Origin of the sequence: Pseudophaeobacter sp., from assembly GCF_039971195.1 — a bacterium.
Taxonomy (GTDB): Bacteria; Pseudomonadota; Alphaproteobacteria; order Rhodobacterales; family Rhodobacteraceae; genus Pseudophaeobacter.
Genome location: NZ_JBDWPJ010000155.1, coordinates 1 through 21,028, shown reverse-complemented (window position 1 = coordinate 21,028; position 21,028 = coordinate 1). Strand labels below are relative to the sequence as shown.

28 protein-coding genes and 1 tRNA gene are annotated in these 21,028 nt (G+C 58.5%); 9 read left to right on the top strand and 20 right to left on the bottom strand.

Annotation, left to right across the window (positions count from 1 at the left end):
• Positions 1–148: integrase core domain-containing protein (locus ABJP42_RS13915; protein ID WP_348341341.1), on the top strand; the 148-nt coding region annotated here is incomplete at its 5' end.
• 41 nt (positions 149–189) lie between these two features.
• Here ABJP42_RS13915 and ABJP42_RS13910 read toward each other — a convergent pair.
• Positions 190–513, bottom strand: coding sequence for an RHS repeat-associated core domain-containing protein (locus ABJP42_RS13910; RefSeq protein ID WP_348341337.1), 324 nt, complete (start codon positions 511–513; stop codon positions 190–192).
• Between the two features lie 54 nt (positions 514–567).
• Between ABJP42_RS13910 and ABJP42_RS13905 the strand changes: the two genes are divergently transcribed.
• Positions 568–1,650, top strand: coding sequence for a recombinase (locus ABJP42_RS13905; RefSeq protein WP_348341335.1), 1,083 nt, complete (start codon positions 568–570; stop codon positions 1,648–1,650).
• Between the two features lie 77 nt (positions 1,651–1,727).
• Here the strand turns inward: ABJP42_RS13905 and ABJP42_RS13900 are convergent.
• Positions 1,728–1,804: transfer RNA gene (locus ABJP42_RS13900), tRNA-His, on the bottom strand.
• Between the two features lie 43 nt (positions 1,805–1,847).
• On the bottom strand, positions 1,848–2,330 hold the full coding sequence (locus tag ABJP42_RS13895) for a GNAT family N-acetyltransferase (protein ID WP_348341333.1): 483 nt from the start codon (positions 2,328–2,330) through the stop codon (positions 1,848–1,850).
• Between the two features lie 91 nt (positions 2,331–2,421).
• Here ABJP42_RS13895 and ABJP42_RS13890 point away from each other — a divergent pair, with 91 nt between their 5' ends.
• Positions 2,422–2,610 carry a DUF6324 family protein gene (locus ABJP42_RS13890; RefSeq protein ID WP_348341331.1) on the top strand — a complete coding sequence of 63 codons (189 nt, stop codon included), beginning with the start codon at positions 2,422–2,424 and terminating at the stop codon, positions 2,608–2,610.
• Here the strand turns inward: ABJP42_RS13890 and ABJP42_RS13885 are convergent.
• Positions 2,607–3,092, bottom strand: a complete 486-nt coding sequence (locus ABJP42_RS13885) for an MmcB family DNA repair protein (protein ID WP_348341329.1) — start codon at positions 3,090–3,092, stop codon at positions 2,607–2,609. The two genes, ABJP42_RS13890 and ABJP42_RS13885, sit on opposite strands and share 4 nt — an antisense overlap.
• 111 nt (positions 3,093–3,203) lie before the next feature.
• On the opposite strand from ABJP42_RS13885, the gene ABJP42_RS13880 reads away from it, so the two are divergent.
• Positions 3,204–3,536 (top strand): ArsR/SmtB family transcription factor, encoded by a 333-nt coding sequence (locus ABJP42_RS13880; protein ID WP_348341327.1) that lies wholly within the window; start codon positions 3,204–3,206, stop codon positions 3,534–3,536.
• Complete coding sequence (locus ABJP42_RS13875; protein ID WP_348341325.1) at positions 3,533–3,958, top strand: SRPBCC family protein; 426 nt, start codon at positions 3,533–3,535, stop codon at positions 3,956–3,958. Before ABJP42_RS13880 ends, ABJP42_RS13875 begins: the two co-directional genes overlap by 4 nt.
• Positions 3,959–4,285: 327 nt before the next feature.
• Here the strand turns inward: ABJP42_RS13875 and ABJP42_RS13870 are convergent, their stop codons facing one another.
• From ABJP42_RS13870 to ribB, 4 genes are all read right to left on the bottom strand, one after another.
• A complete protein-coding gene (locus tag ABJP42_RS13870) occupies positions 4,286–4,615 on the bottom strand; it encodes a hypothetical protein (protein WP_348341339.1) in 330 nt (109 codons plus the stop codon).
• 193 nt (positions 4,616–4,808) lie between these two features.
• Positions 4,809–5,291, bottom strand: coding sequence for a transcription antitermination factor NusB (gene nusB / locus ABJP42_RS13865; protein WP_348341323.1), 483 nt, complete (start codon positions 5,289–5,291; stop codon positions 4,809–4,811).
• Positions 5,288–5,839: a 6,7-dimethyl-8-ribityllumazine synthase gene (locus ABJP42_RS13860; RefSeq protein WP_348341321.1), complete on the bottom strand. Its 552-nt coding sequence runs from the start codon at positions 5,837–5,839 to the stop codon at positions 5,288–5,290. Before ABJP42_RS13860 ends, nusB begins: the two co-directional genes overlap by 4 nt.
• A 1-nt stretch (position 5,840) precedes the next feature.
• The gene (gene ribB / locus ABJP42_RS13855) at positions 5,841–6,962 is read right to left on the bottom strand and encodes a 3,4-dihydroxy-2-butanone-4-phosphate synthase (RefSeq protein WP_348341319.1); all 1,122 of its coding nucleotides are present in this window, start codon (positions 6,960–6,962) and stop codon (positions 5,841–5,843) included.
• A gap of 184 nt (positions 6,963–7,146) precedes the next feature.
• Between ribB and ABJP42_RS13850 the strand changes: the two genes are divergently transcribed.
• Positions 7,147–8,199, top strand: a complete 1,053-nt coding sequence (locus ABJP42_RS13850; protein WP_348341317.1) for a proline racemase family protein — start codon at positions 7,147–7,149, stop codon at positions 8,197–8,199.
• Positions 8,200–8,324: 125 nt separating this feature from the next.
• Here the strand turns inward: ABJP42_RS13850 and ABJP42_RS13845 are convergent, their stop codons facing one another.
• Complete coding sequence (locus ABJP42_RS13845) at positions 8,325–8,912, bottom strand: riboflavin synthase (RefSeq protein WP_348341315.1); 588 nt, start codon at positions 8,910–8,912, stop codon at positions 8,325–8,327.
• 246 nt (positions 8,913–9,158) lie between these two features.
• Here ABJP42_RS13845 and ABJP42_RS13840 point away from each other — a divergent pair, with 246 nt between their 5' ends.
• The 3 genes from ABJP42_RS13840 to ABJP42_RS13830 all read left to right on the top strand — a co-directional run bounded on the left by ABJP42_RS13840 (position 9,159) and on the right by ABJP42_RS13830 (position 13,718).
• Positions 9,159–10,451: a capsule polysaccharide biogenesis protein gene (locus tag ABJP42_RS13840; protein ID WP_348341313.1), complete on the top strand. Its 1,293-nt coding sequence runs from the start codon at positions 9,159–9,161 to the stop codon at positions 10,449–10,451.
• Between the two features lie 95 nt (positions 10,452–10,546).
• Positions 10,547–11,680 (top strand): polysaccharide biosynthesis/export family protein, encoded by a 1,134-nt coding sequence (locus ABJP42_RS13835; RefSeq protein WP_348341311.1) that lies wholly within the window; start codon positions 10,547–10,549, stop codon positions 11,678–11,680.
• Positions 11,681–11,684: 4 nt separating this feature from the next.
• Positions 11,685–13,718 carry a capsule polysaccharide biogenesis protein gene (locus ABJP42_RS13830; RefSeq protein WP_348341309.1) on the top strand — a complete coding sequence of 678 codons (2,034 nt, stop codon included), beginning with the start codon at positions 11,685–11,687 and terminating at the stop codon, positions 13,716–13,718.
• A gap of 12 nt (positions 13,719–13,730) precedes the next feature.
• On the opposite strand, the gene ribD is transcribed toward ABJP42_RS13830, so the two are convergent.
• The 11 genes from ribD to rpoD all read right to left on the bottom strand — a co-directional run.
• The gene (gene ribD / locus ABJP42_RS13825) at positions 13,731–14,837 is read right to left on the bottom strand and encodes a bifunctional diaminohydroxyphosphoribosylaminopyrimidine deaminase/5-amino-6-(5-phosphoribosylamino)uracil reductase RibD (protein ID WP_348341308.1); all 1,107 of its coding nucleotides are present in this window, start codon (positions 14,835–14,837) and stop codon (positions 13,731–13,733) included.
• Between the two features lie 126 nt (positions 14,838–14,963).
• On the bottom strand, positions 14,964–15,431 hold the full coding sequence (gene nrdR, locus ABJP42_RS13820) for a transcriptional regulator NrdR (protein WP_348341306.1): 468 nt from the start codon (positions 15,429–15,431) through the stop codon (positions 14,964–14,966).
• A 120-nt stretch (positions 15,432–15,551) separates the two neighbouring features.
• Complete coding sequence (locus tag ABJP42_RS13815) at positions 15,552–15,971, bottom strand: secondary thiamine-phosphate synthase enzyme YjbQ (RefSeq protein WP_348341304.1); 420 nt, start codon at positions 15,969–15,971, stop codon at positions 15,552–15,554.
• 77 nt (positions 15,972–16,048) lie between these two features.
• Positions 16,049–16,495, bottom strand: a complete 447-nt coding sequence (locus tag ABJP42_RS13810) for a hypothetical protein (protein ID WP_348341302.1) — start codon at positions 16,493–16,495, stop codon at positions 16,049–16,051.
• Positions 16,496–16,579: 84 nt separating this feature from the next.
• Complete coding sequence (locus ABJP42_RS13805; RefSeq protein WP_348341300.1) at positions 16,580–16,993, bottom strand: hypothetical protein; 414 nt, start codon at positions 16,991–16,993, stop codon at positions 16,580–16,582.
• Between the two features lie 196 nt (positions 16,994–17,189).
• On the bottom strand, positions 17,190–17,603 hold the full coding sequence (locus tag ABJP42_RS13800; RefSeq protein ID WP_348341298.1) for a hypothetical protein: 414 nt from the start codon (positions 17,601–17,603) through the stop codon (positions 17,190–17,192).
• A gap of 135 nt (positions 17,604–17,738) precedes the next feature.
• A complete protein-coding gene (locus tag ABJP42_RS13795; protein WP_348341296.1) occupies positions 17,739–18,044 on the bottom strand; it encodes a hypothetical protein in 306 nt (101 codons plus the stop codon).
• 102 nt (positions 18,045–18,146) lie between these two features.
• Positions 18,147–18,683 carry a DUF4166 domain-containing protein gene (locus tag ABJP42_RS13790; RefSeq protein ID WP_348341294.1) on the bottom strand — a complete coding sequence of 179 codons (537 nt, stop codon included), beginning with the start codon at positions 18,681–18,683 and terminating at the stop codon, positions 18,147–18,149.
• Positions 18,676–19,107: a thiol-disulfide oxidoreductase DCC family protein gene (locus ABJP42_RS13785; RefSeq protein WP_490363227.1), complete on the bottom strand. Its 432-nt coding sequence runs from the start codon at positions 19,105–19,107 to the stop codon at positions 18,676–18,678. The genes ABJP42_RS13790 and ABJP42_RS13785 overlap by 8 nt, the downstream gene beginning before the upstream one ends.
• A 36-nt stretch (positions 19,108–19,143) precedes the next feature.
• Positions 19,144–19,641, bottom strand: a complete 498-nt coding sequence (locus tag ABJP42_RS13780) for a hypothetical protein (protein ID WP_490363226.1) — start codon at positions 19,639–19,641, stop codon at positions 19,144–19,146.
• 40 nt (positions 19,642–19,681) lie between these two features.
• Positions 19,682–21,028: RNA polymerase sigma factor RpoD (gene rpoD, locus ABJP42_RS13775; protein WP_348341288.1), on the bottom strand; the 1,347-nt coding region annotated here is incomplete at its 5' end.

Sequence of the window (21,028 nt, the reverse complement as noted above, 5' to 3'; positions counted from 1 at the left end):
CCTGCGGCATGCCCGCAATCTGATCGCATCCTGGCGAAACGACTTTAACCATCACCGCCCGCACACAAGCCTCGCTGGCCGAACGCCAGCAGAATATGCTAACCGGTCAAAGAAAGACCAAAACCTGAACAGAGCTAACCTAAATTAGCGGACTCTAAGGGGTGCAGGTCGAGCTCCGAAATACCCGCTTTAGTCGTTCCCTTCCGGATCAGAGAAGTTAATCAGGTCATTTCCTGAATACGCATAGCGATTAGTGCCCACCCCTTGTTTAGTAACCTCGAACCAATCTGGTTGGGTGAAGAGGCCCAGTTCGGGGTCATAGTAGCGCGCATTCAGGAAGATCAGGCCAACAGCAGCATCAAAACGCTCGCCGATATAGGCATGGTCTTCTGCAGAGGCCGCAATATCGCTGACCCAGTCCCTGGGTATGCCAAAGGGGGCGTATGGGACGGTTCCGACCCGCTCTATGCCCCTGGCATAAGCCGGAGCGGTAAGAACAAAGGGCAAAAACATGCCGTCTGGCGCTGTCCCAAGAAATACCTGCAAGAAAGCTATGCTATCACAAACGTGAAGCTACCACCTCCCGGCAATCCCGACGACGAGCACCAAGTGGCCCGGGCTCACAAGTGCCGGGAACTGACCCGTGAAGTACTCAAGTGGTACGACGAGAAGAACGAACCGAAGGTGGACCCAGAGAGCTGGCACTACCTGATTGCCCGGTACAAAACAGACGAGTTTTCCCCCATCCAGGAAGTGAAGGCGAATTCTCGTGCTGGGTATTTGGAGCAACTGAAGAAACTAGAGGATGTTCTGGGCCATACCCGCATCCGGGACATGACCTACGAGCGCATCAAAAGGATACAGTTGGCGATGGCGCAAAAGGGGCGGTCATTGGATTACATCCACCGCTTCTTCAACACGCTGCGCCGGGTTGCTCGACACGGCAAGGCGCTGGCCATCCCCGCTGCAGTTGATGCCGCCAGTATCCTGGCCGAGGTGAAGGTTAAGAAAAACCCAGGGCGCCAAGTTTTTCCTACTCGCGAGCAGGTCTATGCGATTGTCCATATGGCCGAAGAGAATGGGTATGACCACTTTGCTCTGGGCATCATGATCCAGTTTGAGTTTGCGCTGCGCGCCGTCGATGTCAGAGGGCAGTGGTTGAGGACCGACGAGAACGAAGGGGGTATTCTCCGCAACGGGCGCCGTTGGCAGGATGGTTTGACCTGGGACATGTTTGATCCAAACCTAACCACGATGACCAAACTCATCTCGAAAACGAAAACCTCGCTGCCAGAGCCATACGAGTTCGACTTGACCGCTGTTCCCGAGATTCGGGAGCGACTACTTGCTATCCGCCCACAGAACGCCGTGGGACCTATTCTTCTGGCCAAGCGCAGCGGAGGCCTCCCCTATACGACCAGCGGTTGGAACCAGGCATGGAAGCGGATGCGCAAGCTGGCAAAGGTGCCGGAAGAGATCATGATGATGGACATCCGAGCAGGCGCAGTTACCGAGGCAAAATCCCTTGGCGTCAGTGAACATGAGCTCCGCGATGCTGCCCAGCACCTGCAATCTCAGACTACAAATCGCTACTCGCGGCACAGATCCGAAAGCGCAAACAAGGTAGTTCGACTCAGAAACTCAGGGTAGTCGGATCAAATTTGCCGAAACCTTGATCCGACAATGATCCGACACAAATTTGAAAAACTTGTAAGTTATTGATTTGATGGTACCACCTCCCCGGCTCGAACGGGGGACCTCCTGATCCACAATCAGGCGCTCTAACCTACTGAGCTAAGGCGGCACTGCGGGCGATTTAGCCTAGGGAAAACCGAAGCGCAAGAGCTTTATAACACAACTTCCCAGCTTTGTTCGATCAAATCCCGCCCAAAGGAGTGAACCGGAGTGCTGGCCGTCAATTGCCAACCAAAGGCAGCATAAAGCGCGCAGGCGGCCTTGTGGCTCTCATGGGTCCAGAGCCGCATATCGCGGTAGCCGGAGCTGCGGGCAAAGTCCATGCAGTGACGCAGCAGACGTTTGCCCAGACCCTGCCCTCGCGCCTCTGGCGTCAGCAAGAACAGCCGCAGCTTTGCGGTACTTTCCCCGTGGCGCACACAAAAGATCGACCCCAGACGTTTTTGCCCCTGGCAAGCAATCCAGCCTTCTTCGCAGCTGGGGTCATGGCTCTCACAGAATTGCTGCAAGATATCGGCCACCAAGGGGCCAAAACTGTCGTCGAACCCTTCGTCCCGCGCATAAAGATCCTGGTGGCGCGCCACCAGCCATTGGCAATCTGAAGGAACGAATCGGCGCAAACTAACATCTGGCATACCCCATCAAAACCCAGAGCCTGCTTGCCTTTCAAGCCTTCGCGGGCTAGCACCAAGAACCGGCAATAGATCGCTGCGGCAGGAGTGCAAAATGGGTATCAATAGCGAACGCGACATCGAAGCAAACATGCAGATCGGTCCCACCGACCAGGGCATGGTGCGATTGTTCATCGAAGCTGATGGTGTCGAGATCCCAATGGATTTTGACCCGGAAGAAGCCGAAGAGATTGCTGACGAGCTACGCGCCGCAGCCCAGGCAGCCCGCATCGTCGCAGGCTAGACCAGCCCCTCGCCGCTCTGGGACGGATCAGCAAACAGCTGACCATCCCGGCCGGGGCGCGGATCCCGCAGGACCTGCAACCGGCGGGCGGCATCCATGGCAAACTTCTGAACCAGCTTTTTACGCCGCGGCGCCGCCAGCTTGTCCTCAGGTGCCATGCGGATGACTTCTGCATCGTAATCATCGGCGATGATCAGCCCGCTGCCTTCAGGCAGCAGCTCCACCGGGAAATTCATGTCGACCGCCCAGAAATAGCGGTCGCACCACTCCAGATACCCCTGCCATTTGTTGTCAGACTGAAAATCCGCACGGCTGGATTTGCATTCGATGACCCAAAGCTCTCCCTTGGGACCCAGCCCCAAAACATCCACCCGCAGGCCACGGGTCGGAACAAATTCCTCCAATGATGCAAAGCCGAGGCTGCGAAGATGACGCGAGACGCCCCGCGCCAGTCTTTGTCCGGGCTGTAGATCCAATACCATGCGTCCACAGTGAACAATTGGGGAACAAAGTGCAATGTCATTTTGCCTTGACGTGATACCAAAAGGTACCTTAAATACAATACCATTCGGTACTACATAGTGAGAGAGGCCATGAGTGATCCTACCCAACTGGCGTTTCGCGCCCTTTCCGACCCTACCAGGCGGGACATCATCCGCATCCTTTCGGCTGAGGAAAAGACAATCGCCCAACTGACCGATCAGTTCGACATGACCCGCGCTGCGGTAAAGAAACACCTGACCGTTTTGTCAGACGGCGGGCTGATCACCGTGGAGGCCAAAGGACGTGAGCGGATAAATCGCCTGAACCCTCAGGGCCTTGGCCCTGTTTTTGACTGGCTGCAGTATTTTGACCGCTTCTGGGACGACCGGCTCAGTGATCTCAAAGCTGCAATTGAAGCCCCCAATCCAAAGGACAACCAATGACCAAATCTGTTTTGAGGAAAACCATCTATCTGCAGGCCAGCCCGGAAAAGGTCTGGGAATTTCTGACCGATCCGGAGCGTTTGACAAGTTGGTTTCACCGGCCAACAAACCGACTCACACCCGGAGCGGCGCTGGAAATGCACGGGGCCGACAGTGGTGATCTGATTATCTGGGGCGAAGTTCTGCAGGCCCGGGCGCCGGAATACCTGGAATATAGCTTCTGCATCAAACCCATGGGGGGAGCCGTCAGCACCGTCAAATGGACCCTGACCCCAGTGCCCGGCGGCACACAGCTGTCATTGGAGCACGAAGGGCTGCCACAACAAGCAGAAGCCTTTGGTATGATCCTCTCCCTGGACAAAGGCTGGGACAAACATTTTGCCAGTCTGCGCACCGCGCTGCACGCCACTGTTGCCGCCTGACCGCAGGCTCCCCCTTGTTTCCCAAGGCGGCACAACTTAGGTACAGTATGTGGCGGGTTCTGCCCCTTCAGTGTCCGGAAGCATTCCAGTGGCCTTAAGCAATTCCACGGGAGCTGGCTCTGTTCGGACCCTGGTCCGTTTACCTGGCGCCCACCTGTACATACAGGTCCCCGGGAATCAAAACCGCACGTCTGCGGTGGTCCCGTCACACTTTCTGCCCTTGCGGGTAGGACCAGAAAACCGCGCCTCTCAAAATTTGAGGGCGCGGCTTTTTGTTCATATCTCAGGTTCACTGCAGATCGCCAGGGGGTGACCCCTGCCCCACCTTTAGCGACGTGGGTTCAATGAGCCATTACCACCGGATTGTGCTTCGGCCTTGACCCGGATCGGTTCAAACCGATGCGCTACGGGCGTGCCGCCACGCGGGCCATCGTCCTTTTGCGCTATGGCCATGATCACCCAGGCAAACTGCACCCCGGCAAAGACAATGCCATTCATGAACCAAAGCAGGAAGACAGCCAGAAGACCATCGCCAGACTGGCTGACCAGCCCCCAGAGGTTCATCACATTGAACCAGAGCAGCATGGCGACAAAACCAGCAGAGATACCAAATCCGATAATGACATTCTTGATGTAGAGTTTGACCAGTTTGGGCATGACGACCTCATCCATTTCACCCAAGAGCTTAGCACCCCACCGGTCAGGGTCCAGCCTTTGGCGGCGGCAAGAGCGGGAATTCCCCGGGGAATAGTGTCGCACCTTTTAGGACCGCGGGAGAAACTGGCGTTCAGACATAAAAAACGCGATCCGAAGACCGCGTTTCAAAGGCTACTGTTTCGAAGACGCTAGTTCAGAAGGCTTCGGGCTTTGCCTCGCGGGCCATATGATCGAGCACCGCATTGACGAATTTGGATTCCTTACCCTCGGGAAAGAAAGCACGCGCGATATCAACAAACTCATTGATCACCACCTTGGGCGGGGTGTTGGACTGGGTGAATTCAGCCCCAGCCGCCCGGAACAGCGCCCGCAGGGTTGGATCAATGCGATCAATCGGCCATTTGGCCACCAGTGCTCGGTCCGTCATCTGGTCGATTGGCGCCTGATAATTCACCGCGTCTTTCAGCAGTTTGCGGAACAGACCGGTATCGCCTTCGGCCATTTCCTCGTCTTCATAGACAGCGCCAAAGCGGTGGTTTTCAAATTCTGCAATCACCTTGTCAAAAGTCAGATCGCTATGCTCCATCTGAAACAGCGCCTGCACGGCATAAAGCCGGGCGGCGGATTTCATTTGGGTTTTACCATTGCCCTTGGGGGCGCTGTCCGATTGGGTCATGCTGTGCGGGGTCCGTTTTCTGTGCCAGCCAGCTGAATGGCTTCGGAAGGCGCCTTGAAGCCGACTCCCTTGGTCTGGGCGCCCCACTTACGCGTGAGCGCCACAAGATGCAAGGCCGCAGCGGCTGCACCGCCGCCCTTGTTCTGATCTGCCGGATCTGCGCGCACCTCGGCCTGCTTGCGGTTTTCCACCGTCAGGATGCCATTGCCAATGCACAGCCCCTGCAAGCCCAAGAGTTGAATGGCGCGGCTGCTGTCGTTGCAGACGGTGTCGTAATGGGTGGTTTCACCGCGGATGACGCAGCCCAACGCAACAAAACCGTCAAAGTTGGAGCTGCGATCTGCAATGGCGATGGCAGTTGGGATTTCCAGCGCGCCGGGCACCTCGACCACTTCGTAAGTGCCACCCACGGCCTCGATCTCAGCCTTGGCACCGGCCAGCATATTGTCGGCGATATCCTTGTAATAGGGCGAAATCACGATTGCCAGTTTGACGGGTTTGTCAAACTCCGCACGCGGCATGATGTAGTGCTGTTCCTGTCCAGCCATATCAGGATTCCTTCAGAATGGGGCGGGTGCCAACGATGCTGAGCCCATAGGCATCGAGGCCGAGATAGGTGGTGGCAGGGGAATCCGTCAAGAGTTCCAGCTCGACAATGCCCAGCTTGGACAGGATCTGCGCGCCCAGCCCGGTCTGTTTGATAGTGCGGGGGCCTTCATCTTCGGGCGCGTAGAGCGAATGGCGTGGTTCCCGGAAAAGGCAGACAACACCACGGCCTTCTTCGGCGATCAGCTCCATGGCACGGGGCAATTCGCGCACCGGCTTGGGGCCAAGACCCAGAATATCAGAGGCTTCGTGCAGGGCATGGGTGCGTGTCAGAACCGGGCCGCCAAAGGTGATGTTGCCCTTGATCAGCACCACATGTTCAACCCCGTGGGTCTGGTCGGTAAAGATCCGCATCTCCCAGTCACCGCCAAATTCGGAGGTGACATTGCTGCGGCTGGTTTCAACCACCAGATTGTCATTGCGCGACCGGTAGGTGATCAAATCGGAAATGGTGCCGATCTTGAGTTCGTGTTTTTCAGCATAGTCCACCAGATCCGGTAGCCGTGCCATGCTGCCATCTTCGTTCATGATCTCGCAGATCACCGACGAGGGATAATGCCCCGCCAAACGCGCCACATCGCAGCCTGCCTCAGTATGACCGGCCCGCACCAGCACCCCGCCCCGGCGCGCGCGCAGTGGGAAAACATGGCCCGGCGTGGCAATATCTGCCGCGGTCTTTTCGGGATCAATGGCAGTGGCCACGGTGAGCGCCCGGTCAGCGGCGGAAATGCCGGTAGTGACGCCTTCGCGGGCCTCGATCGAGACGGTAAAGGCGGTTTCATGACGCGATGAATTGTGCATTGCCATCATCGGCAGCCCAAGTTCTTCGATACGTTCGGCCGGCAGGGTCAGGCAGATCAGCCCGCGGCCATGTGTGGCCATAAAATTGATCGCGACCGCATCGGCGCTCTGCGCCGGGATCACAAGATCGCCTTCGTTTTCGCGGTCCTCATGATCAACCAGAATGAACATCCGCCCCTGCCGGGCCTCTTCGATGATCTCTTCAATCGGGCTGATCGCCGCGCGCAAACGGGCCTCGACCGGCCCCGGTGTTTCAAAGCTCATGCTGACAGCCTTTCGATACACATGCCCCAAGGGCCCATCGCCCGGCGGGTATATAGGGCGAAATAGCCCAGCCTTGCAGCAAAGGCCAGCCCACAAGCGGCAGGGCTATGGCTGGACGCGGCGTATCGCTTCGGGCAGAAAGGCAGTATTGGATACAATATTCACAAGATCGGAAGGCTAGCCCATGCGCGCATCCCGCATTCTACAGGCCGTTGACGCCCATGCCGAGGGCGAGCCCGGTCGGGTCATCACCGGCGGCATGCCCTTACTCAGGGGCGCAAGCGTCTTTGAAAAGATGCAGGATATGGCGCAAAATCATGATGATATCCGCCTACAGATGCTGCGCGAGCCGCGCGGCAACCCGGGCCTGTGCGGCAATGCCATTGTGCCGCCCTGCCATCCGGAGGCCGATGCCGGGTTTATCATTTTTGAGCAGACGGAATACCCGCCAATGTCAGGCTCCAATACCATCTGCGTCGTCACTGTGCTTTTGGAAACAGGCATTGTGCGCATGGTGGAACCGGTAACAGAGCTGACGCTGGAGGCGCCGGCGGGCCTCATCAAGGTGCGGGCGGACTGCCGGGATGGTAAGGTGACCCGGGTGCAGTTTGAAAATGTTCCGGCCTTTGCCCTGCATCTGGACACCCCGGTTGAAGTCGCCGGTCTGGGCACGATCAAGGTCGATGTGGCCTGGGGTGGCATGTTCTTTGTTTTGATCAATGGCGAGACCATTGGCCTGGAGCCCAGCGCCGAGAATGGGGCCGAAATTGTTCGCATCAGCGAGGCCATTCGCCATGCCAGCGCCGAACAGCTGCCGGTGGCCCATCCCGAGAACCCAGAGATCACCGGCCCCACCATCACCAATCTTTGGGCGCCGCCCCTGGCTCCCGGCACCCATGGGCGGGGTGCCATCACCATCTCTACCGGAGAGTTTGATCCCACCCGCCCCGAAGATGCCAGCGGCATCCTGGATCGCTCCCCCTGTGGCACTGGCACCTGCGCTAAGATGGCGGTTCTGCATGCGCGCGGTCTGCTGGGTATTGGCGAGGACTATGTCAATGCTGGCCCGCTTGGGACCTGCTTTACCGGGCGCATTCTGAGGACCACCGCGGTGGGGGCCTATCCGGCCATTGTCCCCAGCCTGTCCGGGCAGGGCTGGATCTATGGGCTGGCCTCTTACACGCTGGATCCCAGCGATCCCTTTCCTGAAGGCTATACCGTTGGCGATATGTGGTAGCCACGAGAATTGGTGAGGGGCGGGGTGAGAGGGGCGCTGCCCCTCGGCCTTGCGGCCTCACCCCGGAATATTTTTGGAAAGATGATGCCTGGGAAGCACAGTTTATTTGAGGGGGGGGGGAGCGGTTAGCCTGCTTCGTGAAGCCGTGCGACGTAGCGCGCCAGGGTGTCGATCTCCAAGTTGACCTTATCGCCCAGTTTGACCTCGCCCCAAGTGGTGACCTCTTTGGTATGGGGGATGAAGTTGATGCCAAAATCACAATCCGACACATCGTTCACCGTCAGCGAGGTGCCGTTCAGGGCCACCGACCCCTTGGGGGCAATGAACCGAGCCAGTTGTTTCGGCGCGCGCAGGGTGACCCGGGTGCTGTCGCCTTCGTCCTCCAAAGTCACCACCTCGGCAACCCCATCGACATGGCCGGAAACAATATGACCACCCAGTTCGTCGCCGACTTTGAGGGCGCGTTCGAGGTTTACCCGTTTGCCAAGCGCCCAGGCACCGATATTGGTCTTTGATACGGTTTCAGCCGAGATCTGCACATCGTACCAGTCAGCGCCAAGTTCAATCACCGTGAGGCAGACACCGTCTGAGGCAATCGAGGCACCCAGATCAATGCCTGCGGTGTCATAACCGGTGGTGATGCGGGCGCGCAGATCGCCCTGCTGATCCAGCTGGGCAATGGTTCCAATGTCTGTGACAATACCGGTGAACATCGGGGCTCTCCTAAGGGTCTAGCTGAGGCAGGATAGATCGTGGCCAAGAGGTAGCTGAGGTGACTGGGCTTCACAAGTCCCTCTGGGGCAGAGATGACTGACGCTGTGCGAGAGGGGGGGACTTGGCGTGGGTATTTCATTGCCCCAAGCAAGCCTGCGCGGTAAGGGCAGCTTAGCCCAGCCATAGTTTCGCCCCAGTCCGGCGTTAGTTTGTTAAGATCTTAAAGCAAAGTGTTCCGTCGTCAGATGCCAAGCAACGCCTCAGATCAACGCATTTTCCTGTTTCTACAGGGGCCACATGGGCCGTTTTTCAACGCCCTGGGCAGGATGCTGCGCAGCGCAAACTGTGCGGTCTGGCGTGTCGGTTTTAATGCTGGGGATCAGGCGTTCTGGCGCGACAGTTCCCACTATCTGCCTTTTCAAGGCCAGTTAGTGGAATGGCCTGATTTCTTTGAAAAAACCTGCCTGGAAAAGCAGATCACAGATATTGTACTCTATGGGGACACCCGACCAATCCATGCTCAGGCGGTATCAGCAGCCAAGGCGCTGGGGCTTCAGGTCCATGTGTTTGAGGAAGGCTATCTGCGCCCCTATTGGGTCACTTATGAACGCGAGGGATCCAACGGCCATTCACGGCTGATGCAGACCACGGTTGCGGAGATGCAAACAGCACTAGCCCTGTCGGATATGGAGGCGCCGCTGCCGCCCTCGCATTGGGGGGATATGCGTCAGCATGTGTTCTATGGCGCGCTGTATCATTGGTTTGTGATGTTTTGGAATCGCAAGTACCGCAACTTCCAACCCCATCGCGCCCTGCCCGTTGCCCGGGAATTTCAGCTCTACCTCAAACGGTTGCTGCTGATGCCAGCCCAGGCTTTGGAGCGTCGCCTCGCCACTCGCCGCATTCGCAATGGCGGCTTCCCCTATCATCTGGCGCTTTTGCAGCTGGAGCATGACAGCTCCTTTCAGATGCATTCCCCCTTTGACACCATGGTGGATTTTCTCGCCGAAGTGATTTCTGGCTTTGCTGAGGGTGCCCCCCCGCACCACCATCTGGTGATCAAGGCTCATCCATTGGAGGACGGGCGCAGCCCCATAAGGCGCGAGCTGCGCCGTCTGGCACGTGCCCATGGCATTCAGGACCGCGTACACTATGTGCGTGGCGGCAAGCTGGCGGAACTACTGAACGAGTCCCGAACTGCAGTGACTGTGAATTCAACCGCCGGTCAGCAGGTCCTATGGCGTGGCATTCCGCTCAAGGTTTTTGGCGCCGCTGTCTACGACAAAGAGGCTTTTACCTCTGCGCAGCCCCTAGCACAGTTCTTTGCCGCACCTGCCCGTCCAGACAATCGCGCCTACAAAGACTACCGTCGCTATCTGCTGGAAACCTCGCAGGTGCCGGGAGGTTTTTATTCCCGCTCGGGTCGGCGGCAACTGCTGCGCCATGTGGTCGATATGATGTTGTCGCCGCATGATCCCTATGATGCGCTGCGCCATGGTACAGCGGCTCCGCGGCAACAGTTATCCGTGGTCCGCTAAGGCCATCTGCGCGCCAGACTGGATTTTCTCCCAAGATCACGTTAGGCTGTCCAAAAAACTGAGGCAGAATAATAATAGGTCGAGGAGACCGAGCAGTGAAAAACGTCCCCTTCTCGTGGGTGCGGCCCGTGGCGATTCTCGCTGCATTGACGCTGGCGGCGTCTTGCAGCCTGCCTAAGGTTGGCCCCAACAAGCGCGAAATCTTTGCCGGATCGGTGCAAAAGGAAGGCGATGCCTTCATTGTCTCGGTCAATGACCGGGTCACCCGGGCCACTGCCGTGGTTCCCGCCCTTGGCTTTTCTGACAGCTTTATCAATGCTGGTCGGCTGACCTCGGATACCATCCGCCCTGGCGATGTGCTGGGTCTGACCATCTGGGAAAACGTCGATGACGGGCTGTTGGCCAACGAGGCCAGCAATGCCACTGCGCTCGAAGAAGTGCAGGTCGACAGCGCCGGCTATATCTTTGTGCCCTATGCCGGGCGCCTGCGGGCCTCGGGCAATACGCCGGAACAGCTGCGCGAAGAGATCACCAAAAAGCTCGAAGATCAGACCCCGGACCCGCAGGTGCAGGTGCGCCGCATTGCCGGTGATGGGTCAACTGTCAGCCTGACCGGGGCCATCGGTGGCCAGGGCGTCTATGCGATTGAGCGCCCGACCCGTACGCTCTCTACCATGCTGGCGCGGGCCGGCGGTGTGGCTATTGAACCCGAGATTGCCCAGGTCACCGTGATCCGCGGCGAACAACAGGGCAAGATCTGGTTCCAGGATCTGTTCAACCACCCCGAGCTGGACATCGCCCTGCGTGGCGGTGACCGCATTCTGGTCGAGGCCGACAGCCGCTCCTTTACTGCGCTTGGCGCGACCAATGCCCAGGCGCGGGTGCCTTTTGAGAGCCAGGACCTTTCGGCCTTGGAAGCCATCGCCCAGGTTGGCGGCTTGATCTCTACCAGCTCAGACCCCACCGGCGTCTTTGTCTTCCGCAATGAACCAGCCGAGATTGCCAATCAGGTTCTGGGGCGTGACGATTTGGTTGGGGCCCAGCGCATGGTCTATGTGCTGAACCTCACCCAGCCCAACGGGCTGTTTGTTGCAAGGGATTTTGTGGTGCGCGACGAGGATACGCTCTATGTCACCGAAGCCCCCTATGCACAGTGGACCAAGACTATTTCGCTACTGGCCAGCCCGCTGACGCCGCTTGCCAATGTTCAGACGCTCTTTGGCAGCTGATGGCATGAGTGGCGCAAATGCCAATTCCAAAGCCGGGGGCCAAGGCTCCCGGCTTTTTGTTTACAACGGTGGTTTTATCACCCAGCCCCGGCTACGTCGCATCCTCGGGCTGGCAGGTTACAATGTACGCCTTGGTCTGCCAAAACAGGGAGATCTGGTCGGCATCTGGGGCAACTCCCCCACTGCCCACCGGGGTCGGTCCGTGGCGGCAAAACGCGGCACGGATCTGCTGCGGATCGAAGACGCCTTTTTGCGCTCAATCCACCCCGGACGCGATGGAGAGCCCCCCTTGGGGCTGTTGCTGGATCGCAAGGCGGTACATTTTGACCCTTCCCAGCCCTCTGATCTGGAAGAGATTCTAGCCAATCACCCCTTGGATGACAGCCATATGATGCGCCGAGCCCGCAATGCCATCGGCCGTTTGCAGGACGCGCATCTAAGCAAATACAGTGCCTTTTCTCCCAGCGCCCCCCTGCCCGATCCCGGCTATGTGCTGGTGGTGGATCAGTTGCAAGGCGACGCCTCGGTAATCGCCTCCAAAGCCAACCGTGCTCGGTTCTGCGAGATGCTGGTCTTTGCCCAAGAGGAGCACCCAGGTGCCCGCATCCTGATCAAGACCCATCCAGAAACCCACGCAGGCCACCGCCCCGGGCATTTCGCCGACAAGGACGCACAGGGCCGGATCGAGATGTTTAGCGATGCGGTCTGCCCCTGGGGACTGCTGGAGGGAGCCATTGCCGTCTATACGGTCTCTTCTCAGCTTGGGTTTGAGGCGATCCTGGCCGGGCATAAGCCGCGCGTCTTCGGCCAGCCCTTCTATGCTGGCTGGGGGCTGACCCATGACGAAGACCCAGTAGCCAGACGCCAGCGTAATTTGACCCGTTCACAGCTGTTTTCGGCGGTGATGTTCCTCTACCCGACTTGGTATGATCCCTACAGTGATCAGCTGTGCCAGTTGGAGCGGGTGATCGATATCCTGGAAGCCCGCACCCGCGCCTGGCGGCAGGATCGGGCTGGCTGGGTCGCCTCGGGCATGCGTCTGTGGAAGCGCAAACCCCTGCAGGGTTTCTTTGGCCAGAGCCGCAAACTGCAGTTCACCGAAGACCCGAAAGAGGCCCGCAAGAGCGGCCGCAACTGGATGGTCTGGGCGGGCAAAGCCGGCCCACAGATCCATGCAGGCGCCACCCGTGTTGAGGATGGCTTCCTGCGGTCACGCGGGCTGGGGGCAGAGCTGGTGCCACCGATGTCCTTGGTACTGGATCGTCAAGGGATTTACTACGACCCGCGTCAGCCTTCGGATCTGGACGATCTGATCACTGAGCGCGCTGATCTCGGCCCTGCCGAAGAACTGCGGGCAGAGGCGCTGATCCAACAGCTGATCCGTCACAGCCTGTCCAAATACAATCTGACGGGCGGGGTACCGGATTTACCTACAGGGCACCGTATTCTGGTGCCCGGTCAGGTCGAAGACGATGCCTCGATCAAGGCCGGATGTGGGCAGATCAACACCAACTTGGCATTGTTACGTGCCGCCCGCAGGGCCAACCCCAAGGCGGTGATCATCTACAAACCCCACCCCGATGTCGAGGCAGGGCTACGCCCCGGCGGGCTGTCAGGCCAAACCGTGCCGGAGGGTCTTGCCGATGTTGTGGCCAGCAACTGTGACCCCATGGCGCTGTTGGACATGGTGCAGGAGGTTTGGACCATGACCTCGCTTTTGGGCTTTGAGGCGCTGTTGCGCGGCGTCAAGGTCACCACGCTGGGGTTGCCGTTTTATGCCGGATGGGGTCTCACAACGGACAAACGCACGCCGCCACCCTGGCGCAGTGCCCGTCCCAGCCTGCAGGGACTCGCCCATGCGGTGCTGATTGATTATCCACGCTATTTTGATCCCATCACCCGGCAGCCCTGCCCGCCAGAAGTGGTGGTGGAGCGGTTGATTTCAGGCGAGATGCCTTCTCCCGGATTTGGCAACCGCAGCTTGGCAAAACTGCAAGGCACCTTTGCCACCTATGCCCATCTGTGGCGCCGCGGCTAGAGGACCCCCATCCTAGCCCGCCTCACCTGCCCGTCGCCAGCGGTGCATCACATCGCCACCCACGGGGGCAGTCTCGATCAGCTCGAACCGGTTGGCCGCCTCCAGGCTGTGCAGACCAAGGGCACCAATCGAGGGCAAGCCTTCGGCCCCAATGCCCAGACCTGCGGTAAACCCGATCAGCTCATCCACCAGGTCAAAGGCCAGCAAAGAAGCCGCCAGCGCGCTGCCGCCTTCGCAGAACACCCGTGTTAGCCCCGCCTTGCCCAGCTGCTGCAGAATATCATGCGGATCCAGCTGCACGCCGCGGCTGGCACAGGGCAGCAGGCGCGCGCCCAGCCCCTCCCAGGCCTGTTTGCGTTCAATATCTGCGCCCTGCCCATGACAAAGCCAGAGCGGCACCTCTGCCGCAGTGGTCGCCAGCTGGCTCAGCAGCGGCAGGTCGAGATGGCGTGAAATCACCACCCTCACCGGCTGCTGGCTGACGCCAAGGTCACGCACTGTCAAAGATGGATCATCCGCCCGCGCCGTGCCGCCGCCCACCATGACCGCATCATGACGGGCCCGCATCGCATGCACACGGCGGCGTGCCTCGGGGCCAGTGATCCATTTGCTTTGGCCCGATCCGGTGGCGATGCGACCATCAAAACTGCTGGCCATTTTTAGCGTCACCAGTGGCCGCCCCTGTTCGGTCTTGAAAAAGAACCCGGCATGATCGCGCGCCGCCTCTTCTGCTAAAACGCCCACGGTGACCTCGATACCCGCCTGGCGCAGCATCTCGAAGCCTCGGCCGGACACCCGCGGATCGCTGTCGCCAATGGCGGCCACCATGCGGGCAATCCCCGCTTCGATCAGCGCCTGAGCACAGGGCGGCGTTTTGCCATGATGCGAGCAGGGCTCGAGGGTGACATAGGCGGTGGCACCACGTGCCTGATCCCCGGCCTGCGCCAGCGCCATCACCTCGGCATGGGGGCGGCCGCCCGGCTGGGTCCAGCCACGCCCAACAATACGCCCCTCGCGCACCAGCACACAGCCCACTGCCGGGTTGGGCCAGCAGTTGCCCTGACCACGCCGTCCAAGCGACAACGCCAGGCCCATAAACCGAGTATCCGTATCCGTCACGTTAAGCCCGCCAATCTATTTTCACAGGCGCGCCCGGATCAGGCCTATGCCAATCCGGGCGCGGGTAGGTCTTAGTTCTAGGGCAGAACCTGCCCCCGTCACCTCATTTGGCAAGGGGTAGCGCCGCTACTCTTCGCCAGGCGCATCCGGGCGCAGCTCGTGGACAAAGTCCTCAAAATCATCTGCCGCCTGAAAGTTTTTATACACGCTGGCAAAACGCACATAGGCCACGGTATCAATCCGGGCCAGGGCTTCCATCACGATTTCACCGATTTTGCTGGAGGAAATATCCGTCTCCCCCATGCTTTCCAACCGCCGCACGATGCCCGAGATCATCTGATCAATCCGCTCTGGATCAATCGGGCGTTTCTGCATCGAAATCCGGATCGAACGTTCCAGTTTATCGCGGTCAAAATCTTCGCGTTTGCCATTGGTTTTCACCACCACAAGGTCGCGCAGCTGCACCCGTTCGTAAGTGGTGAAACGCCCCCCACAGGCCGGACAAAAACGACGCCGACGGATCGAAACGTGATCCTCGGCGGGACGTGAGTCTTTGACTTGAGTGTCGATATTCCCGCAAAACGGACAGCGCATTTGCCGATCCCCTTATCCCAATACCTGTCATTTGTGCGTCGATCTGCACAGTTATCCACAACTATAGGGCAGCCGCTAGGAATTGGGTAGAGGGGAAATTCGACCGCAAGATCAAGCGGCTTAGCTGCTGAAATGCGCCAATACCTGACGGCGATGCGGCGCGTCGCGATGCTCAAACAGGTAGATCCCTTGCCAGGTCCCCAATCCTAGTGCGCCGCCAGTGATGGGAATAGACAGGCTCACCGGCAGCATAGCGGATTTGATATGTGCGGGCATATCATCCGGGCCTTCATAGGTATGACGGAGGTAGCGCATCGCAGGATCATCTGAACGCGGCACCAGACGGGAAAAGAAGGCCTGCAAATCCTCCTGCACCTCGGGGTCGGCATTTTCCTGGATCAACAAGGAACAGGAGGTATGCCGTACAAACAGAGTGAGCAGCCCAGAGCTGCGGCCCTCGCGCAAAAGCCAGTCCTGCACCTGCCGGGTAAACTCATAGAGCCCGGGTCCGCGGGTAGAGATCCCAAATTGATTTTGCACAGCGCCTCAGGTCCGTAGATGCTCATCAAAAGAATAGACAGGTACAGCCAACCGCTGTGGTCGCCCCGTCCTTCCTATCAGTTGAACGGGTACAGCAATTCTTCGATCCGGTCATAGCAATAATTGCGTGCTGTTGCCGCGTTCAGGTTATCACCAACGGCCTTAACACTGAGGGAAAGGCGCGGTGTCGTATCCACGCCCGGCGGCGGTGTCAGCGAAAACTGGACTGACTTGCGGCCTGGCCGGTTCACCGAGGGACCAATCCCCTGCCAAATGTAGATGCGCTGGGTTGCCTGAGTGCGCAGCTGGCGCAGAGCAAAATCACCAATGCCGCACCAATAGTCCTGCGCGCCGGAGCCGACCTCATTGACAACCTCCCAGACATCGCTAGAGACTTGGAAAACCTCATGTCGGTTCCAGGCCCACCAAGCCTGCGCACCAACTGGAAAACTGATAAAGAGGGTCAATACCGCCCCATGCAGGGCCGTCCTCAGCCCTTTTTCCTGAAATATATTCCATTGCATCAAACCAGCCCCTTTTCCTAAACAAGCACCATTTCAGACCTGAGCACTTTAGCAGGATCAGGGTAAATCACCAATTTTCAAACCCTAGAAACCGGCTGGCAACATGTTGCAGAAGTTGAACGCATTCTGGACCGTCATATTGTCGCCTACCGCCAGCGAATTGACGCTGCCAAATGACCCGGTACTAGGAGAGCCGGCGCGAGATGATTCCAGGGTGAACTGCACAGCAGAACGCCGGTTCGTCGTTTCACTCGGACCACGGCCACGAGAGATAAACACGGGAGCATTCCACGAGGCTTTGAGCGCCCTATGGGCATAGTCTCCTGCGGCGCACCAGTAGTTTCTCCCCAAACCGCCGGCACGGGGGATCACTTCGAATACGCCCTGGGAAACCGGATTTACGCGACTGCCATCACGGGACGTAAAGGCACTGACGCTGGTTGCAAAAACAATACATGCAGCGCTGAGCGCTAGAACCGTAGAAGAGAACTTATCCATAACACACCTATCCATTCGAGCCTTACGCGCGCCTCGTGCACGCATCCCTTTACGATAGGCGACCTGCTGCGCAACTCCAGTCACGGAAATGTGCAACACGCAACTGTGTTTAAGCAAAACCCAAAGGGAGCATCCCGCTACCGGCCTCTATACTCAGAACTCAGACCCATGGCCCGATCCAGCCCTCCTCAGACGTTCACTGTTCGTAACGCACTGGGAACTGGTTGCAGTAGGAATGGGCCTGCTGGATAGACATGCTATCTCCGGGCTTGATACCCAGGGCTAGCCAGCCCTGAGGTGGAGGCGCAACGCCAACCTGGGTCGGAGACAGAGTAAACTGCACTGCAGATTTCCGCCCCGTGGTCACGCTTTGCGCACGCCCCTGAACCACATAGATACGATCCCGCCAACCAGCGCCTTTTTCGCGGCGTGCATATTGGGAAGCCCCACACCAGAAATCGCCATAGGAGCCGGATGACTTGGGGATTACTTCAAAAATCAGGTCATTGACAGGATTAACCCGCACGCCCCGCGGCGTTGTGAAGGCTTCAGCGCTAACCGGGGTAATTAAGGCCGCAATCAAGCCCCATGCAATCAATGTCGTCTTCATCAGATCCGTCTCCTTGTCTCCTCCTACATAGGCCTAGGGCCAGGAGGTTCCAAGGGGAACAGCAACAAGAAAATCACAGCGTCGTGACCCAGTGGTTCAAGCCGGATGCCTTGGCATCCTGCAGTCCACCGATGTTTAGCCCCGTGGTTTGGCAGCCAGTGGGAAGGGAATGATTTCAGCGCCAAGCCCGGTGCCCAGACTTTGCTCCAGAATGTTCAAGATATCTGCATCCGGTGTCCTACCCTGCTCTTCGCTGAACTGCGCCCGCGCTTGCTGGCGCAGCATTTCGCGCGCAGGCTCTGCATCCATCGCTTTCAAAGCATCGCCCTGCTCTTTTAGGGCGGTGACCATGAATTCATTGGCCTCGGTCAGGTTTTGCAGCGTTTGCAACTGGTCATGCAGGGCAGCCAGCGCCGTGGTCAGTTTTTGATTTGCAGACATCGGTCCCCCAAAAGGCAGCTTGGTCTCATATGGCAGCGAGACAGGTCTGATCACCCTACCGGCCGGGGTGGGGCCTCAGCAAGGGATCACCTTAAGCAATGGTTAACGGCGCTCCGGCACCTCAAAGCGGCCCCGGTATCGGATCAGTAAACCGATCAGGGGCAGACTTGCGGAGATATCAAAGCCAAACCATCCATCAGCGGTTTCGAATTCACGCGCAGTGGAGACCGGCGTCAAGATCCGTGGCAGGGGCCTGCCAAACAGACGCGCGCCGATCACGTCGACCCACAAAGCCTCTTTCTGCATCCGCAAGCGCAGGTCAATTTCAATGGGGCCAAAACGCTCCACCGCGCAGCCCTGAACCTCATCATAGCTCAGATGGGACGTGGTTGTGTTGCGGCCAAACCGGCGCGACCAAATCTGCCCATCGTCCTGAGGCTGGATCCTAATCTCAAAACCAACCTCGCGCCCCGGAGGTGGGAACCCCGCCAGGCGCATCAGGATCCGCGCCAAGAGATTGCCTCCGGTCACCCTAGCCATGCCGCGATACTGACCCGCTGAAAGGGAATGAAATCGTGCGACCACGGCAGGCACCGAAAGCGTCTGATCGGCGATGATCCGGCCAAAGGCATCACTCATCTGGGTAGTGCCTCAATACCGGTTCCCAATCCAGAAACCGCGCCCGGATGTCAGGCCCCGGCACCATACAGGTTTCCATCCGCCCAAAGAGGCGATAGCGGTTGCGGGCAATCAGGTGATAGAGCGGGTCTTTGACAAATCCCGGCAGGAACCGGCACAGCCCAAGGATCCACCACAGCCCCGGCAAGGCCCGCATCGCGGCGGCAAAGGCATTCAAGCGCTGATAGCAGCGCCCCTCGACAAAGACGAGATTGGTTTCAAAATCATCCATGGGCAGGCCCCGTTCGCGGTAGAGCCGCTGACCAAGTTCGGATTGCGCCGTGGCAAAGGAGAAGCGCTGGCCCTTGTCATGGCGTAGCATGAACTGGAAGAAATGTGAGCACAGCACACATTCGCCATCAAAGATGATGAGATCGCCAGTCACCGGACTCGGCCTTGGTCCCGCCGCTTTGTCCATACCTTATTGCCAGCTCCCAGTTTCCAGAGAATAGACCTGCCCTGCGCGTTCTTTGGCCTCAAACAGGGGCAAGCCATAGCCTGAACTCTGCACGCTGCCTGCGTCGCAGCGCAGATGGGCAAGCTCCTTGCCACCCTGTTCGACGATAACGCCGCCGTCTAAAGGCGCCTCTGGGCCCGCATTGCGCGCCTGGCTGTAATACACAGTGTAGGACGTGCCTTTGTTTTCAAAGGTAAACTCTTCCCAGATCGAGCGCCCAATCCCCGGCCAGGGCACCATGTTGACCTCCCGCACATTGCGCTGCAGCTCCAGATCGGCCGCGCCACCGCTGCGGCCAAAGGCATAGCTCACCTGATCACCCCGCAAACAGGTGGTCAGCGCCTTGCTGCCGCCTTTGAGAGAACAGGAGACCAGAACCTCCGACCCTGCTGGGCAGGCCAAGGCAGGCAGGGCAGAAACAGTGAACAAAAGAGCCGAAAGAAAAAACCGCAAAATCAACACTCCAAATAAAAAAGGCGCCCCGGAAGGACGCCTTTTCTTACTACTGATCCAGGAAGCTGCGCAACTTGCGGCTTCGACTGGGGTGCTTCAGTTTCCTGAGCGCCTTAGCCTCGATCTGGCGAATTCGTTCCCGCGTCACCGAGAACTGTTGGCCGACTTCTTCCAGCGTATGGTCGGTGTTCATACCGATGCCAAAACGCATCCGCAGAACCCGTTCTTCGCGCGGTGTGAGCGAGGCCAGAACCCGGGTGGTGGTTTCCTTGAGGTTTTCCTGAATGGCGCTGTCCAGCGGCAGCACGGCATTCTTGTCCTCGATGAAATCACCCAGCTGGCTGTCTTCCTCGTCACCAATTGGCGTCTCAAGGCTGATCGGCTCCTTGGCGATTTTCATCACCTTGCGAACCTTCTCCAAAGGCATCTGCAGCTTTTCTGCCAGTTCTTCCGGAGTTGGCTCGCGGCCAATCTCGTGCAGCATCTGGCGGCCGGTGCGGACCAGCTTGTTGATGGTCTCGATCATATGGACCGGAATACGGATGGTGCGGGCCTGGTCGGCAATGGAGCGGGTGATGGCCTGACGGATCCACCAGGTTGCATAGGTGGAGAACTTATAGCCTCGGCGGTATTCGAACTTGTCCACCGCCTTCATCAAACCAATGTTGCCTTCCTGAATGAGATCGAGGAACTGCAACCCGCGGTTGGTGTATTTCTTGGCAATCGAGATCACCAGACGCAGATTGGCTTCAACCATTTCCTTCTTCGCCTGACGGGCTTCTTTTTCGCCTTTCTGAACCTGCTGCACGATGCGGCGGAATTCAGAGATATCCAGACCAACATACTGGCCAACCTGGGCCATATCCGCGCGCAGCTCTTCGACCTTGTCGGTGGAACGATCGATAAACATCTGCCAACCACGGCCGGGCTTTTCGCCCATATCCGCCAGCCAGTTCGGGTCCAGCTCGCGGCCCCGGTAGGCTTCGACAAATTCGCGACGGTTGATACGGGCCTGGTCAGCCAGTTTCACCATCGAACTGTCGATCTGCATGACGCGACGGTTGATGCCGTAAAGCTGGTCAATCAGGGCGTCGATACGGTTGTTGTGCAGGTGAAGACCATTCACCAGCTCAACGATTTCAGAGCGCAGCGACTGATAAGTGGCCTCATCCTTTTTGCTGAAGGAGCCATCTTCGTTCAGGGTCGCGGAAATCCGGCTGTCCTGCATTTCTGAGAGCTGCGAGAAGTCAGTCGAGATCCGCTCCAGCGTGGTCAGGACGCGGTCCTTCAGTGCAGCTTCCATCGCGGCCAGCGACATGTTCGCCTGCTCGTCCTCGTCGTCGTCATCATCCGAGGCAATGGGATTGCCATCCGCGTCCAGCTCCTGGGTCTCTTC

Coding starts and splice junctions, on each gene's coding strand:
- ABJP42_RS13910 (WP_348341337.1), bottom strand. CDS start 513: ATGTTTTTGCCCTTTGTTCTTACCGCTCCGGCTTATGCCAGGGGCATA.
- ABJP42_RS13895 (WP_348341333.1), bottom strand. CDS start 2,330: ATGCCAGATGTTAGTTTGCGCCGATTCGTTCCTTCAGATTGCCAATGG.
- ABJP42_RS13890 (WP_348341331.1), top strand. CDS start 2,422: ATGGGTATCAATAGCGAACGCGACATCGAAGCAAACATGCAGATCGGT.
- ABJP42_RS13885 (WP_348341329.1), bottom strand. CDS start 3,092: ATGGTATTGGATCTACAGCCCGGACAAAGACTGGCGCGGGGCGTCTCG.
- ABJP42_RS13880 (WP_348341327.1), top strand. CDS start 3,204: ATGAGTGATCCTACCCAACTGGCGTTTCGCGCCCTTTCCGACCCTACC.
- ABJP42_RS13875 (WP_348341325.1), top strand. CDS start 3,533: ATGACCAAATCTGTTTTGAGGAAAACCATCTATCTGCAGGCCAGCCCG.
- ABJP42_RS13870 (WP_348341339.1), bottom strand. CDS start 4,615: ATGCCCAAACTGGTCAAACTCTACATCAAGAATGTCATTATCGGATTT.
- nusB (WP_348341323.1), bottom strand. CDS start 5,291: ATGACCCAATCGGACAGCGCCCCCAAGGGCAATGGTAAAACCCAAATG.
- ABJP42_RS13860 (WP_348341321.1), bottom strand. CDS start 5,839: ATGGCTGGACAGGAACAGCACTACATCATGCCGCGTGCGGAGTTTGAC.
- ribB (WP_348341319.1), bottom strand. CDS start 6,962: ATGAGCTTTGAAACACCGGGGCCGGTCGAGGCCCGTTTGCGCGCGGCG.
- ABJP42_RS13850 (WP_348341317.1), top strand. CDS start 7,147: ATGCGCGCATCCCGCATTCTACAGGCCGTTGACGCCCATGCCGAGGGC.
- ABJP42_RS13845 (WP_348341315.1), bottom strand. CDS start 8,912: ATGTTCACCGGTATTGTCACAGACATTGGAACCATTGCCCAGCTGGAT.
- ABJP42_RS13840 (WP_348341313.1), top strand. CDS start 9,159: ATGCCAAGCAACGCCTCAGATCAACGCATTTTCCTGTTTCTACAGGGG.
- ABJP42_RS13830 (WP_348341309.1), top strand. CDS start 11,685: ATGAGTGGCGCAAATGCCAATTCCAAAGCCGGGGGCCAAGGCTCCCGG.
- nrdR (WP_348341306.1), bottom strand. CDS start 15,431: ATGCGCTGTCCGTTTTGCGGGAATATCGACACTCAAGTCAAAGACTCA.
- ABJP42_RS13810 (WP_348341302.1), bottom strand. CDS start 16,495: ATGCAATGGAATATATTTCAGGAAAAAGGGCTGAGGACGGCCCTGCAT.
- ABJP42_RS13805 (WP_348341300.1), bottom strand. CDS start 16,993: ATGGATAAGTTCTCTTCTACGGTTCTAGCGCTCAGCGCTGCATGTATT.
- ABJP42_RS13800 (WP_348341298.1), bottom strand. CDS start 17,603: ATGAAGACGACATTGATTGCATGGGGCTTGATTGCGGCCTTAATTACC.
- ABJP42_RS13795 (WP_348341296.1), bottom strand. CDS start 18,044: ATGTCTGCAAATCAAAAACTGACCACGGCGCTGGCTGCCCTGCATGAC.
- ABJP42_RS13790 (WP_348341294.1), bottom strand. CDS start 18,683: ATGAGTGATGCCTTTGGCCGGATCATCGCCGATCAGACGCTTTCGGTG.